The sequence below is a fragment of the Aeromonas sp. 130281 genome (assembly GCF_056642115.1).
This window is the reverse complement of sequence record NZ_JBWVQS010000006.1, coordinates 197,670-211,920: the sequence shown is the minus strand read 5'-3', so window position 1 is coordinate 211,920 and position 14,251 is coordinate 197,670. Positions and strand designations below refer to the sequence as shown.

12 protein-coding genes are annotated in these 14,251 nt (G+C 64.8%); 10 read left to right on the top strand and 2 right to left on the bottom strand.

Annotated features, from left to right (window positions below; all coding sequences use genetic code 11):
- Positions 1–163: 163 nt before the first annotated feature.
- From dinG to AC1IN8_RS16515, 3 genes are all read left to right on the top strand, one after another.
- Complete coding sequence (dinG, locus tag AC1IN8_RS16525; protein WP_139436932.1) at positions 164–2,236, top strand: ATP-dependent DNA helicase DinG; 2,073 nt, start codon at positions 164–166, stop codon at positions 2,234–2,236.
- Positions 2,237–2,379: 143 nt separating this feature from the next.
- Positions 2,380–3,039: a YccT family protein gene (locus AC1IN8_RS16520; RefSeq protein ID WP_139436930.1), complete on the top strand. Its 660-nt coding sequence runs from the start codon at positions 2,380–2,382 to the stop codon at positions 3,037–3,039.
- 73 nt (positions 3,040–3,112) lie between these two features.
- Positions 3,113–4,009, top strand: coding sequence for a histone deacetylase family protein (locus AC1IN8_RS16515; protein ID WP_479759707.1), 897 nt, complete (start codon positions 3,113–3,115; stop codon positions 4,007–4,009).
- A 170-nt stretch (positions 4,010–4,179) separates the two neighbouring features.
- On the opposite strand, the gene AC1IN8_RS16510 is transcribed toward AC1IN8_RS16515, so the two are convergent.
- The gene (locus AC1IN8_RS16510; RefSeq protein ID WP_479759705.1) at positions 4,180–5,328 is read right to left on the bottom strand and encodes an MFS transporter; all 1,149 of its coding nucleotides are present in this window, start codon (positions 5,326–5,328) and stop codon (positions 4,180–4,182) included.
- A gap of 376 nt (positions 5,329–5,704) precedes the next feature.
- Positions 5,705–6,655, bottom strand: coding sequence for a ribosome biogenesis GTPase YlqF (gene ylqF, locus AC1IN8_RS16505; RefSeq protein WP_139437034.1), 951 nt, complete (start codon positions 6,653–6,655; stop codon positions 5,705–5,707).
- Positions 6,656–6,981: 326 nt separating this feature from the next.
- On the opposite strand from ylqF, the gene AC1IN8_RS16500 reads away from it, so the two are divergent.
- The 7 genes from AC1IN8_RS16500 (at position 6,982) to uhpB (ending at position 14,239) form a co-directional block, all read left to right on the top strand.
- Positions 6,982–8,373 (top strand): alkaline phosphatase, encoded by a 1,392-nt coding sequence (locus AC1IN8_RS16500; RefSeq protein WP_479759703.1) that lies wholly within the window; start codon positions 6,982–6,984, stop codon positions 8,371–8,373.
- 23 nt (positions 8,374–8,396) lie between these two features.
- Entirely contained in the window at positions 8,397–9,764 is a 1,368-nt protein-coding gene (locus AC1IN8_RS16495) for an alkaline phosphatase (protein WP_479759757.1), read from the top strand.
- 49 nt (positions 9,765–9,813) lie between these two features.
- On the top strand, positions 9,814–10,497 hold the full coding sequence (locus AC1IN8_RS16490) for a hypothetical protein (RefSeq protein ID WP_479759701.1): 684 nt from the start codon (positions 9,814–9,816) through the stop codon (positions 10,495–10,497).
- Positions 10,498–10,579: 82 nt separating this feature from the next.
- Positions 10,580–11,314 carry a substrate-binding periplasmic protein gene (locus tag AC1IN8_RS16485; protein WP_479759699.1) on the top strand — a complete coding sequence of 245 codons (735 nt, stop codon included), beginning with the start codon at positions 10,580–10,582 and terminating at the stop codon, positions 11,312–11,314.
- Between the two features lie 227 nt (positions 11,315–11,541).
- Positions 11,542–11,937, top strand: a complete 396-nt coding sequence (rnk, locus tag AC1IN8_RS16480) for a nucleoside diphosphate kinase regulator (protein WP_025327497.1) — start codon at positions 11,542–11,544, stop codon at positions 11,935–11,937.
- A 197-nt stretch (positions 11,938–12,134) separates the two neighbouring features.
- Positions 12,135–12,725 (top strand): response regulator transcription factor UhpA, encoded by a 591-nt coding sequence (gene uhpA / locus AC1IN8_RS16475; RefSeq protein WP_202046104.1) that lies wholly within the window; start codon positions 12,135–12,137, stop codon positions 12,723–12,725.
- Positions 12,722–14,239 carry a signal transduction histidine-protein kinase/phosphatase UhpB gene (uhpB, locus tag AC1IN8_RS16470; protein WP_479759697.1) on the top strand — a complete coding sequence of 506 codons (1,518 nt, stop codon included), beginning with the start codon at positions 12,722–12,724 and terminating at the stop codon, positions 14,237–14,239. The genes uhpA and uhpB overlap by 4 nt, the downstream gene beginning before the upstream one ends.
- The last annotated feature ends 12 nt before the right edge of the window (positions 14,240–14,251 follow it).

Here is a 14,251-nt window from a genome sequence, read left to right as displayed (position 1 = left end):
CTGCCTGAACAACCTTTTTTTGGTGGTTTATTGCACGCAAAATCAGCCCCATGACATAAGTGCGGATCCCGGCCCGCAACCCCTGCCTCGCCTTGCCTCGACCCCGGCCGCCTGTTGCGGGTATCCTGTGACCATTCATCCCAGACACGGTCACGCCCCATTCATGCTATCCACTCGCCTCAAAGCCACCATTCGCAATACCTATCGACAGATTGCCGATGGTTTACCCGGTTTTGTGCCGCGCAAGGAGCAGAATTTTCTGGTGGCCGAAATCGCCAAGACACTCACCGGAGAGTATGAGAAGAGTCGCCGCATCCTGGTGGCCGAGGCGGGCACCGGCATCGGCAAGTCCCTCTCCTATGCCCAGGGCGCCATCCCGGTGGCGCGGCTCACCCAGAAGAAGCTGGTGATCTCCACCGCCACCGTCGCCCTGCAGGAGCAGCTGATCCACAAGGACCTGCCGTTCTACCATCGCCACAGCGAGCTGCCGTTTCGCTTCATGCTGGTCAAGGGGCGTCAGCGTTACTGCTGCGAACATCTGCTTGAACAAGCGGCAAGTGGCGCCGATATGGCCAATTTCGAACTCGATTTCGGGAGCTTGAGCAAGCACAAGCCGTCAGATTCTGACAAGGAGCGCTATCAGGCGCTGTGGCAGGCCTATACCGAGGGGAAGTGGGACGGGGACAGGGACAACTGGCCCAAGCCCATCCCGGACACTTGCTGGGATCGCATCGCCGCCGATCGCCACAGTTGCAACAAGGCGCTCAGCCATCATCAGCACTGCCCCTTCCACCGTGCCAGGAACGACATGGACGCCGCCGATGTGCTGGTGGTCAACCATGCCCTGCTGCTCTCCGACCTCACCATGGGCGGCGGCATCATACTGCCGCCACCGGACGAGTGTATCTATGTGCTGGATGAGGCCCATCACCTGCCGACCATAGCCCGGGATCACGGCGCAGCCTCTGCCAGCATCAAGGGATCCCGCCGCTGGCTGGAAAAGCTGGTGCAAAGCGCTGGCAAGCTGGCCAGGGCGCTGAACAAGGAGAGCTTGCTCGACCCCCAGCTCAAGCTGCAGGATGCCCTGGCCTCCTTGCAGCCGGATCTCAAGGCGCTGGAGCAGTGGCTCGCTGGCAACGATCACCTATTTGGCTCAGAGCAGCACCACAGATTTGCCGAAGGGGTCCTGCCCGATCCCCTGCCCATGCTGGCGGAGAACCTGAAGGAGGCGAGCAAGAAGGCGCTGCGGGCGCTGGACAGGATGCAGGGCGCCATCGGCGAGGCGCTCAAGGACGGCGAAATCCGTCGCAAGGAGGCCGAGCCTCTGCTGGCGGAGAGCGGTTTTCACCTGCAGCGGCTGGAGAGCTTCTGCGCCCTGTGGGAGATGCTGAGCCGTCACGTGCCCACTGGCAAGACACCGCTGGCCCGCTGGATGGCCAGGAGCGAGGACGGGGACATCTGGCTGCACGCCTCTCCCATAGAGGTGGGTTATCTGCTGGAAGAGTGGCTCTGGTCCCGCTGTCTGGGCGCCGTGCTGGTCTCGGCCACCCTCACCGCCCTCTCCTCCTTCAGCTATTTCCGCCACCAGGTGGGACTCAAGGAGCACGACGGCACTCGCTACCTGCGCCTGCGCTCTCCTTTCGAGTACCACAAGGCCGAGCTCTATCTGCCCAAGATGGCCCATGAACCGAGCGCACCCGGCTTTACCCAGGAGCTGGTCGATACCCTGCCCCGGCTGCTGGCGGGCAAGGAGGCGAGCCTGGTGCTCTTCTCCTCCTACCGCCAGATGAACGAGGTGGCGGTGGGCCTGCGGGCCAAGGGGCTCTCCCTGCTGGTGCAGGGGGAAGCGTCCCGCAACGCCCTGCTGACCTTGCACAAACAGAAATGCGACGGCGGTCAGGCCAGCATCCTGTTTGGCACCGGCAGCTTCTCGGAAGGGCTGGATCTCCCCGGTCACTACCTCACCAACCTGGTGATCACCAAGCTCCCCTTCGCGGTGCCGAACTCCCCGGTGGAGGAGGCGACCGCCGAGTGGGTCGAAAAACGCGGCGGCAACCCCTTCCTGCAGTTGACGGTACCGGAGGCGTCCCGCAAGCTCATCCAGGCCTGTGGCCGCCTGATCCGCAAGGAGGCCGATCGGGGCCGGGTAACCATTCTCGACCGGCGCCTTCTTACCAAGCGCTACGGCAAGGGGTTGCTGGACGCCCTCCCCCCCTTCACCCGACGCATCGAATGAAACACGCCGGGTTGATTTGACAGATGCATCATCAAGCTGCTGCCGGGCGGCGCCATAAACCGCTATTGCTGCTGTGGGGCAAACCTGTAAAAATGAGCCCCTATTTTTCAGTGGGCAATCGCCTGACTGTTCAAGGAGATGAAATGAAACTGACTGTTCTGGTGCCGGCTCTGGCTGGTCTGTTGTGGGCAGGTAGCGCCCTGGCTGATAGCCAACTGGAAATACAGAATCCCTACGTGATGCAGCTGCTCGATGGCGAATCCATCAATCCCAAACTGCTGGACAAGACCAGCAGCTTCCCCATCAGTGCCGGCAAGCACCAGGTAGTGGTGGCCTTCGAAGGCAACTACTCCAGCCGCAGCGAAATCAAACTGGTGACCGCCGAGCCCCTGGTGATCAACTTCACCGCCGGTGACAACCAGACCCTGGTGCTGGATTTCAAGAAGCCCCGTAACGAGTCTGAAGCCCAGCAATTTGTCAAAGAGCAGAAAGTCGTGCTCAAGGACAAGGTCAGCGGTCAGGTTCTGGCCAGCGAGCAGTTCGTCATGCCGAAAGTGGGTGGCTTCCAGCTGACCCGCGACTATCAGCAGGAGCTGATCAAGATGGGCAAGGCCTTCAACCAGCCAGCGACCGTTGCCGTCTCCACCGCTGCCGTGATGGCCGCCGCCAGCGCACCGGTGGAAGTGGCGCCGAGCAAGGCCCAGAGCAATCCGGAAGCCCTGACCCAGCTGCAAAACTGGTACAACAAGGCCGATGCGGAAACCCGCAAAGCCTTCCAGATCTGGGTTATCCAGCAGCAATAAGGGCGCAGCGCGTCGCTTTATGCATAGAGGGGAGCCTGGCTCCCCTTTTTCATATCAGTTCGGGCCTATTGCCATGTCCCTGCGCATCTTCTACTACCCCTATTACTCCTCCCTGACACTGCCCGAGCGGCACCGCTTTCCCCTGGCCAAGTATCAGGCGCTCTACCAGCACCTGGCAGCACTGGGCTATCCGCTGGCAGAGGCCGCGCCCGCCACGCCTGAGCAGATCAAAAGAGTGCACGACGCCGGTTATGTGGAAGCGGCCCTTGCCGGCACCCTGGATGACGGCGCCATCCGCCGGCTCGGCTTTCCCTGGTCACCCATGCTGATGGAGCGCACCCTGCGCTCGGTCGGGGCCACCCTGGCCGCCAGCCGCCACGCCCTCGAGCAGGGCTGCGGCCTGCAGATCTCCGGCGGCTATCATCACGCCCACAGGGACTTTGGCAGCGGCTTCTGCCTGTTCAACGATCTGGTGATCGCAGCCCGGGCCTGCCTCGACGAGGGGCGCTGTGAGCAGGTGCTCATCGTGGATCTCGATGTCCACCAAGGGGATGGCAGCGCCGCCCTGTGCACGGGGAGCCGGGAGATCATCACCCTCTCCCTGCATGGCGAGCACAACTTCCCCCACCACAAGCCCGCCTCCCATCTGGACTTTGCCCTGCCAAGCGGTATGAAGGACGACGCCTACCTCGAGACCCTGGCCCAGGCGCTCTCTCTGGCGCTGCGCCTCTACCGCCCCGACCTCATCCTCTATCAGGCCGGGGTCGACGTGCACCAGGCCGACGAGCTCGGCTATCTCTCCCTGAGCGACGCCGGGGTGCGCCAGCGGGACGCCATGGTGTTTGACTGCGCGATAAGCCACGGCCTGCCCATTGCCGCCGTACCGGGAGGCGGCTATCGGCGCGACTGGCGACAGTTGATCCCCCTCCACCTGTCCCTGTTCGAAGAGGCGAAAAAGCGCCATGGCTAGCGCCCCTTTCTCCCTCCCCAGCCCCTGATAACAACAAGGCGGCCCAGGGGCCGCCTTGTTGTATAGGGCACAGCTGCCTTTTGCTGCCCCTGTCACCATAGACAGCACAGGGCATCATGCCTGGCTCTCGGCGCCTCTTCCCATCAGACACTCGCCATCAGACACAGCCATCAGGCATGGGCCACCGGCGTCGGATGCTCACCCATGGGGCGCAGCAGCATCAGCAGATAGATGAAGGAGACGCTGGCAATCATGATAAACAGCAGCTTATCCGAGTAGTGCTGCATCAAGAGCGCGGTATAGGCCGGGCCGAGCAGGCTGCCTATGGTGTAGCTCAGCAGCAGCGCCTGATTCATCGCCACCAGCTGATGCTGCTCGACCCTCTCGCAGGCCCAGGCCATGGCCACCGGATAGAGGGTAAAACCGGCGGCGCCCAGGATGAAGAGCGCCGGCCCCATCGCCAGGTTGCCGAGCATCGCCAAGGCGCCCAGGATGACCACCAGCACCTGCAGCCGCAGTACCGGCAAACGACCGAACCTGTCTGCCAGACGGCCGGCGGGCCACTGCCCCAGGATGCCAGCGCTCACCATCACCGCCATCCAGTAGCCGATACCGGCATCACTCACCCCCTGGTGGTTCAGGTAGAGCGGCATCAGGCCATAGAGCGACCCCAATACGATGCCGGAGATGACGCAGCCATTGACCCCGAGGCGCGCCTGACGCAGGCGCAGCATGGGCCACACCCGGGTTGCCCCCTGCGGCTCCCCCTGCTCGCTGACAATGCGGGTAAACAGCAGCGGCAAGATAGCGGCCAATACCAGGCCAGTCACCCAGGGCAACACGTCCATCAGCGCGGTCGGCAGCGTGCTGACCAGCAGTTGCCCGAGCACAGTCCCCAGGTAATAGACCATCATGTAGGCGGCGAGCAGGCGCCCCCGGTTGCGCGCGTTGCCGCTGCACATCAGCGCACTCTCCACCACCACCCAGATCATGGCGCAGCCGATGCCGGCGATGAAGCGCCAGGCGAGCCAGCTCCAGAACCCCAGGGTGACTCCTAGGCCCACACAGCCTGCGGCAAAGATCAGAGACGCCAGGTAGTAGCTGCGGTTGAACCCGGCGCGTTTGATCAGCACCCCCGCCAGCAGGGTCCCCAGCAGGTTGCCGCAAAAATAGGCGGAGCCGACCATGCCCACCTGCCAGGTCGGCAGCTGGTCATGGGCGAGCCAGAGCGGCACCAGGGTATTCAACACTGCGATGGCCAGGGTCAACAGCAGCAGGCCACAGAGCAATAACAGCACTGGCCGGGAGTATGTGGTCATGGATAAAACCGTGGGGAGAGTCAAAATGCGAGCGCATCATGCCACCGCCAAAGCCATTGTCAATCGGCGCTGAACGAACCGCAGCCAGGTTTGCTTCGCACAGGCCTTGCGCCCTGGTGCTGCCCCCTGCACCCCCTGCCCGTCAGCAGGATGAACCCACTGACCAAACGGGCCTTGGACTGGAAGGGATAGGGCCGGATGGGGATCTTCATCCCTCTGTTAGCGGCGGCATCAAGGTAAAGCGGGGCTGCTCCCTTGCGCTATGGGCGCGCCATCGTTTCGGCTACTTTTTCCTTGCCTCGTCCCTGACCATAAAAGCCATAACAGAAGAGGCGACCCCGGGGTCGCCTCTTCGTTATTCCTGCCACAATAGCGGTTATTTCTGACGCTTTCTGGCGTACTTGCGACGGGCCCGCGCCTGGCGCTCCTCTTCCCGCTCCGCCTTCTCCTTGGCCTTCTGCTCCGCCTCCTCGGCCGCCAGCACGATCTCGGCGCTCACCATCTCCGGGGTCTCCAGGGAGATGCGCCCCAGCATGCCGGATCGGAACTCGTTGACCAGGATCTCGGAGGCCTTGTGCAGATCCGCCAGGCCGCCCTTGCGCATGAAGGCGCGCTGGCGGGCGATGAGCTCCAGCAACTCGATCTCGGTCTCGGGCAGATCGCTAATCTGGTAGCGCGCCTTGATCCGCTCCGGGTAGGCCTTGATGAAGTAATCGGCGGCGAACATGGCGATGTCGGCGTAGTCGAAGACGGTGTCCTTGATGGCCGCTGTGATGGCCAGCCGGTAGCCGCAGGAGGGCGGGTTGAGCTTGGGCCAGAGGAAACCCGGGGTATCGGTCAGGATGACGTTGTTGTCCAGCTTGATCCGCTGCTGGGACTTGGTCACCCCCGCCTCGTTGCCGGTGCGGGCTATGATGCGCCCCGCCAGGGTGTTGATCAGGGTGGACTTGCCCACGTTGGGGATGCCCATGATCATGGCCCGCACCCCTCGCAGGTCAAAGTTGCGCTCCGGCAGCATCTCGTGGCACAGGGTCAGCAGCGCCTTGATCTTCTCCGGCTCCTGCTGGGTCAGGGGCAACGCCTTGATCCCCTTCTCTTGTTCCATGTGCGCCACCCACAGCTCGGTGATCGCCGGATCGGCGAGATCCGCCTTGTTCAGCACCTTGATGACGGGAGTATCCCCACGCAGCTCGGGCACCAGGGGATTCTCGCTGGAGAAGGGGATGCGGGCATCGAGCATCTCGATGATGACATCGACCTGGGGCATGACCTCGGCAATTTCTTTGCGGGCCTTGTGCATGTGGCCGGGGAACCAGTTGATGGACATATCCGTTACTCTCTCATTGGGGATGCGGGCTCCCGCCGGGGGCTGCGGGCGCCTGGTGATGCGCCAGACCGCTGGCACTCATCGCAAGGGGGCGCATTTTACCTGCTGTGGCCCCGATTTGACAGGCCATTATGGCAACGGGCGTGCACGGCAGCGGCGCCGGTGTCACCACGACCGCCCGGGGCCAAAGGCCAGACAGTAATCAATAACTCATTGATACAACATAACATTTACCTGGCACCTTCACCGTATTGTCATCCAGACTCACTAAAAGTGTCATCTGCCCCCTCTAGGCTGCGCTCAGGTTTTACAAGGAGCGAACCCCAATGAGAAACATGGCAGGACTTGCAGTGATGATAGGCGCCACCCTGGTCGCCGGCTGCAACTCCAACAACGACAGCAGCACCCCGGAGCCCAGCGCCAAAAACGTCATCTTCTTCCTCGGCGACGGCATGGGCCTCAACACCCTGACCGCCGCCCGCATCTACGGCGTGGGGGAAGAGGGCAGCCTCACCATAGACACCCTGCCGGAAACGGCCTTCATCAAGACCTTCTCCCACGACGCCCAGGTCACCGACTCGGCCCCCTCCATGGCGGCCTACATGACGGGGGTCAAGAGCAACAACGGCGTCATCAGCATGGACAGCGACGCTACCTATGAGAGCGACTGCAGCATGAGCGCCGGCAAGCCGGTCACCACCCTGCTGGAGCTGGCCAAGGCCGACGGCCGCGGCACCGGCGTGGTCACCAGCACCCGGGTGACCCACGCCACCCCGGCTGCCACCTATGCCCACATCTGCAACCGGGATCTGGAAGCCGACATCGCCGCCCAGCTGGTACCGGGCGGCGCTGGCTACAACACGGCCCTGAAAGAGGGGCTGGACGTGGTGCTCGGTGGCGGCAGCAGCTTCTTCCTGCCAAAAGCCGACAAGGGCAAGCGAGAAGATGGCCGCAACCTCATCGACGAGATGCAGGCCAAGGGCTACCAGTTTGCCAGCACCCTGGACGAGCTGAACCAGGCCGAGGCGGGCAAGCCGCTGCTGGGGCTGTTTGGCGCCAGCCACATGAAATATGACCTCGACAGGCCCGCCAGCGAGCCGTCGCTGGCCCAGATGACCCTGGCCGCCATCAAGCAGCTCAAGGACAAGGAGAAGGGCTACTTCCTGATGGTGGAGGGGGGCCGCATCGATCACGCCCTGCACGACACCAACGCCAAGCGCGCCCTGCAGGACACCCTGGCCTTCGACGACGCCATCAAGGCCACCCTGGACGAGGTGAAGAAAACCGACCCCGAGCTGAAGAACACCCTGATCGTGGTCACCGCCGACCATGACCATACGCTGGTGCTGAACGGCTACGCCAAGCGCACCGGCAAGACCACGGCCGGCAACCCCGGGGTGCTCGGGCTGGTGAAGAACTATGAGACCGGCGAGCCGAGCAAGGACAGCGACGGCATGCCCTACACCATCATCGGCTTTGGCAACGGCTACAACCGGGTGGATGGCCCGCGCAGCAGCGTGGCGCCGCTCGACGATGCCACCGTCTCCGCCGACGACTATCACCAGGAGGTGGTGGTCAAGGTGGGCGAGATAGGCAACGAGACCCACGGCGGCACCGACGTCTTCCTCGGTGCCATAGGCCAGGGAGCTGACAGCTTCCACGGCTCACTCGATAACACCGCCGTGTTCGGCAAGGTCAAGGCTGCGGCCAAGCTGTGAGGATCATTCCCGTGAGAAAAACCATGAACAAGACCCTGGTGTGCACCGCCCTGTTCGCCGCCCTCGGCGGCCTCTCCCAGGCCCAGGCCGCCGACGCCAAGAACGTCATCCTCTTTATCGGCGACGGCATGGGCCCCACAGTGCTCACCGCCACCCGCCTCTACAAGGTGGGGGAAGAGGGTGATCTCGAGATGATGAAGCTGCCACGCAGCGCCCGCATCAAGACCTTCTCCCACGACGCCCAGACCACGGACTCGGCCCCCTCCATGGCGGCCTACACCACCGGGGTCAAGATGAACAACGAGGTGATCGCCATGAGCAGCGACACCAGGGCCGTGGCGCCGTCCAAGGATGCCAACGGCAACAAGGGCATCAACAACTGCACCGGCGACAACGGCACCCCGGTGCCGACCATACTCGAGCTGGCCAAGGCGGCGGGCAAGTCGGTGGGGGCCGTCACCACCACCGAGCTGACCCATGCCACCCCGGCGGCCACCTACTCCCACATCTGCCACCGGGATGCGGCCTACGCCATCGCCGAGCAGGCGGTACCGGGCGGCGCCGGCTTCAACGCCGCGCTCGGGGACGGGGTGGACGTGCTGATGGGGGGCGGCGCCAATCACTGGACCCCCTACAGCGCCAGCAACAAGGGGGGCCGGGCCGATGGCCGGGATCTCACCGCCGAGCTCGGTGCCCAGGGCTATCAGTACGTCACCACCCAGAGCGATCTCGCCAAGGTAGAGAGCGGCAAGGTGCTGGGTCTGTTCAGTGCCAAGTCCCACCTCGACTACGAGCTGGACCGTGTCGCCAAGGGAGCGGCCAACACCCAGCCGTCCCTCTCCGAGATGACCGCCAAGGCGATCGATCTCTTGAGCCAGAACAGCCAGGGTTACTTCCTGATGGTTGAAGGGGGCCGCATCGACCACGCCCTGCACGCCACCAATGCCAAACGGTCGCTGACCGATGCGGTGGCGCTGGACGAGGCGGTCAAGACGGCGCTGGGCAAGGTGGACCTGACCGATACCCTGATCGTGGTCACCGCCGATCACGACCACACCATGACCATCAACGGTTACTCCGCCAAGGGCAACCCTGTGCTGGATCTGGTGAAAAACGGCGACGGCTCGACCCAGAACGACGTGGATGGCAAGCCCTTCACTACCCTGGTGTTCGGCAACGGCCCGAACCGCGCGGACCAGCGCCCCACCCTCACCAGCAACGAGGTGATGGGGGACGACTACCTGCAGGAGACCGGGGTCAAGCTGGGCTCGGAGACCCACGGCGGCGGTGATGTGATGCTGTTCGCGGGCGGCGCCGGCAGCGGCCGCTTCAAGGGCACCCTCGACAACACCCTGGTGTTTGGCAAGCTCAGGGAGGCGCTCGGCCTGTAAGAAAGCGGGCCCGGTGTCACGCCGGGCCCCTTCTTTCGAGCGATCACCCATGATGCGACTGTTACTTCCGTTATGGCTCCTTGGCAGCAGCCTCTGCTTCCCCCTGCTGGCCGACGAGGCGCCCGATCTGGCCGCCCGCATCCGCTATCAGGACAGGATCACCAGCAGCGACGGCATAGCCCGGGAGAACCACTGGCAGGAGAAATGGATCCGGGTCGGCAACCAGGTGTGGAGCCAGCGGCTCATCCCCCTGCCGCTCGCCCGCGCCTACCACGCCAGCCACGATGCCACCCCGGGCCACAAGCACTTCACCCACCAGATGGCGGCGCGCTGGGTGACCCGCGACGCACAGGGGGAGCTGCAACTGCGCTACGCCGACAGCTGGCACAACCAGCTGGTGGAGGTGCCGCCGGAGGAGTATGGCCAGGTGGCCTTCACCCCCCACTGGGACAAGCTTCGCCACCTGGTGGATCCGGCCTTGCTGCAAGGCATGACCCCCCTCGACGACGCGGCCCCCGAGCAGGCCCGCTGGTACGAAAAACGCGAGGGCAGGCAACGCACCCGCATCCTCTGGTCTAGACAATGGCAGTTGCCCCTGGTGGTGGAGTCCGCGAGCCTGGACGGCTATCGCAGCTACCGGATGGAGGTGACCCTCAAACCCCTGCCAAGGCAGTTGCCCTGGCAGCAGCTGGGCGGCTACCAGACCCTGGATCTGCGGGACTTCTTCGACTGACGGCCCGCTCCCCCCGATGGGTTGGCTGACTTGGGGTAACGGGATGTTACACTCTGTGTACTCATCCCTGACCCGGTCTCCTATGCGCCTTCCCCTACTGCTTCTATTCTGCTGCGCCCTCCTCTTCCCGGGCCCCGGCGCCCACGCCGTGGTGGTCCTGGCCGCAGACATTCCCCCCTATGTCATTCGCTCCCAGCAGGGGGCCCCGAGCGGCATGGCCATCGAGGTGCTGGAGGAGGCGGCCCGCCGCCTCGGGGAGCCCCTGGAGATAGAGCTGATGCCGCTGGCCCGCGCCCTCAGCCAGACCCGCCACCGGGCGGACGTCCTGCTGCTGCCACCGGCCCGAAATCCCCAGCGCGAACCCCTGTTCCTCTGGATTGCCCCCCTGCTGGAGGAGGCCTTCGTGCTGGTCAGCCACCGTCAGCACCACCCGGCCCCCCTCTCGGCCAAGGCACTGACCGGCCTGACCCTGGGGGCGATGCGTGGTTCTCATGGTCAGAGCCTGATCCAACCCCTGAAGGGGGTGACCCGGGAGCTGGTCACCGAGGAGGTCAACAATGCCAGCAAGCTGGCGCTGGGCCGCATCCAGGGTTGGGCCGTGGCCTGGAACACGGCCCGCTACAACCAGCAGCGGGCCGGCTTGCCCCTGGGAGATCTGGTGCGCGGTGACACCCTGCAAGAGAGCGCCCTCTATCTGGCCGCCAGCCCGCGGTTTCCTGCGGCCGAGGCGCTGCGCTGGCGCAAGGCGATCGAGGGGATGCGCGAGGATGGCAGCCTGGCGCACATCCTCAAGCAGTACGATTATCAGGCGCCCTGACACTGGGCCGGACATTTGCCAAAGCCATTCAGAATGGTTATGGTATCCCCATGAAAGCGCTCATGATTTTTTCCAGTCTGCTCACACCCCGTTGAGCCCCCGCCCTCGCCCCTGACAGCGAGTCGCTCGGGGGCATCGCGCTTGCGATCTATTCTCACAATCCGAACCCTTTTTCGACCAGCTTGTCCGTCATCCTGGTCCTTTCAGCCATTGATAAGGAATACCCAATGCAACAGCCTCATCTCGTCATCTCCAACCTGGATCTGGATCGCATCGAGCAACTGCTCGGCAACCACCCGCAACACCTGGCCCTGCAGGAGGAGCTGAACCGCGCCGAGATCCGCGACCCCGCCGATATGCCGCCGGACGTGGTCACCATGAACAGCACGGTGCGCTTCAAGATGCAGAACAGCGGCAACGACTTCTGCCTGACCCTGGTCTACCCGAAGGACGTGCAGGGGGACGAGTCGAAGATCTCCGTGCTGGCACCGGTCGGCAGCGCCCTGCTTGGCTTGAAGGTGGGTGACAGCATCGCCTGGCCGGGCCCGGCCGGGCGCACCATACAGGTGGAGATACTGGAGGTGGTCTATCAGCCGGAGCGCGCGGGCGAGCTGCACCGCTGACCGGGCCGGGCACGCTCTGCCGCCCAGGCGAGCAGGGCGTGCCTCTCCTTATATTGCCGCCCTGAATCCCGCACTCAGGTGAAGCACCCATCGCCGCATCCCCAGCTCCGGGGCTCTCCTCCCCTTGAGCAAGAAGGCGAGCGGGAGTATCTTGTTGGCCGCGCCAGCGCCCTGGCCGCAGATTTCAGGCTGACATCATGATAAAAATTGCCCTCATCGACGATCACCAGATAGTCCGCTCCGGCTTTGCCCAGTTGCTCAATCTCGAGCCCGATCTGCGGGTCATCGCCGAATTTGGCAGCGCCGCCGACGCCCTCGCCGGCTTGCCGGGCAGCGGCGTCCAGCTGTGCGTGTGCGACATCTCCATGCCGGATCAATCCGGGCTGGACCTGCTCAGGCAGCTGCCCGCCGGCCTCGCCGTGGTGATGCTGTCGGTGCACGACAGCCCGGCCCTCATCGAGCAGGCCCTGCAGGCCGGCGCCAAGGGGTTTCTCTCCAAGCGCTGCAGCCCGGAGGAGCTGATCGCTGCGGTGCGCACCGCCGCCCAGGGGGGCTGTTACCTCACCCCGGACATCGCCCACAAGCTCGCCAGCAGCCACAGGGATCCCCTCACCAACCGGGAGCGGGAGGTAGCCCAGCTGCTGGCCGGCGGCATGGAGGTGAAGGCCATCGCCGAGCGTCTCGGCCTCTCCCCCAAGACGGTGCACGTGCACCGCGCCAACCTGATGGACAAGCTCAACGTCAACAACAACGTGGAGCTGGCCCACCGCATGCTGGACAGCTGGTGATCTCTCGGTTTGCCAGCTATGTCGCCATCGCCCTGGCGGCCTGCTTCATCTTCACCGCCGGCTGGTTCTGCCTCTGGAGCATAGGGCTGCACCTTGTGGAGAGCCCGGTGCTGGCGGTGCTGCTGTTCCCCTTCGGGCTGCGTCTGGGCCTGCTGCTGCAGAGCCCCCTCTCCTACTGGCCGCCCCTGCTGCTGTGTGAGGCCCTGCTGCTGCACTGGCTCGATGGGGAGGTGGGCATGCCCCTGTGGCCCCTCATCCTGGCCGGCAGCCTGCTCACCCTGCTGCCGCTGCTCATCGCCCGCCGCCAGCGCATTCGTGACGACTGGCAGCAACTGCTGGTGCTGCTCGCCACCGTCACTGTGGCGGCGGCCCTGCAATCCCTGCTCTGGCATCTGGCGGGGGAAGATGGCCTCACCGCCCTGCTGCTCACCCTGACCGGCGGCCTCACCCTCACCTCCACCTGCATGCTGATCTGGCACTATCTGACCCGCGCCACCTGGGTGCCGCTCGGTCCTGCCCTCATCGATCAGCCGGTGGACTGGCGCTTTCGCCACCTCATCTGGTACCTGCTGCTGTTCGTGCTGAGCCTGGGGCTGCAGCTCGGCCTGCCGGACTCCCTGGTGCGCTTCACCCCCTTCTGCCTCGCCATTCCCATCATGGCCATGGCCTGGCGCTACGGCTGGCAGGGGGCCCTGCTCGCCACCCTGATGAATACGGTGGCCCTGATGGCGGGCCAGGCCTGGCACGAACATCCCCTGGATCTGCTGCTCTCCCTGCTGGCCCAGAGCCTGACCGGCCTGCTGCTGGGGGCCGGCATCCAGCGCCAGCGCGAGCTCAACCAGGCGCTGACCCGCCAGCTCGCCCACAACCGCCAGCTCACCGAGCGGCTGCTGGAGACCGAGGAGAGCATCCGCAAGGAGGTGGCCAGGGAGCTGCACGACGACATAGGCCAGACCATCACCGCCATCCGCACCCAGGCAGGCATAGTGCGCCGCCTCGCGCCGGATAACCCCAATGTCGGCCAGAGCAGCGCCCTTATCGAGACGCTGTCGCTCGGGATCTACGATGCGGTGCGCGGCCTGCTCGGTCGCCTGCGCCCGCGCCAGCTCGACGACATGAGTCTGGAGCAGGCGGTGCGCGGCCTGCTGCGGGAGCTGGAGCTGGAGCGGCGCGGCATCGTCACCCGCCTGGAGTGGGGGCTCGTGGATGAGGCGCTCTCGGACGCCCAGCGGGTCACCCTGTTCCGGGTCTGTCAGGAGGGGCTCAACAACGTGGTCAAGCATGCCAATGCCAGCGCCGTCACCATACTGGCCCGCCAGCAGGCCGACAGGGTGCTGCTGCAACTGGACGACGACGGCTGCGGCCTGCCCGAGCAGACGCCCCAGGGCTATGGCCTGCTCGGCATTCGCGAGCGGGTGCAGGCGCTGGGGGGCACGCTGCGCCTCTCCTGCGCCCAGGGAACCCAGCTGACTGTCAACCTCCCCAGCCGCAAACGGGAGGAGTCCCATGACTGATCCAGGATCCAG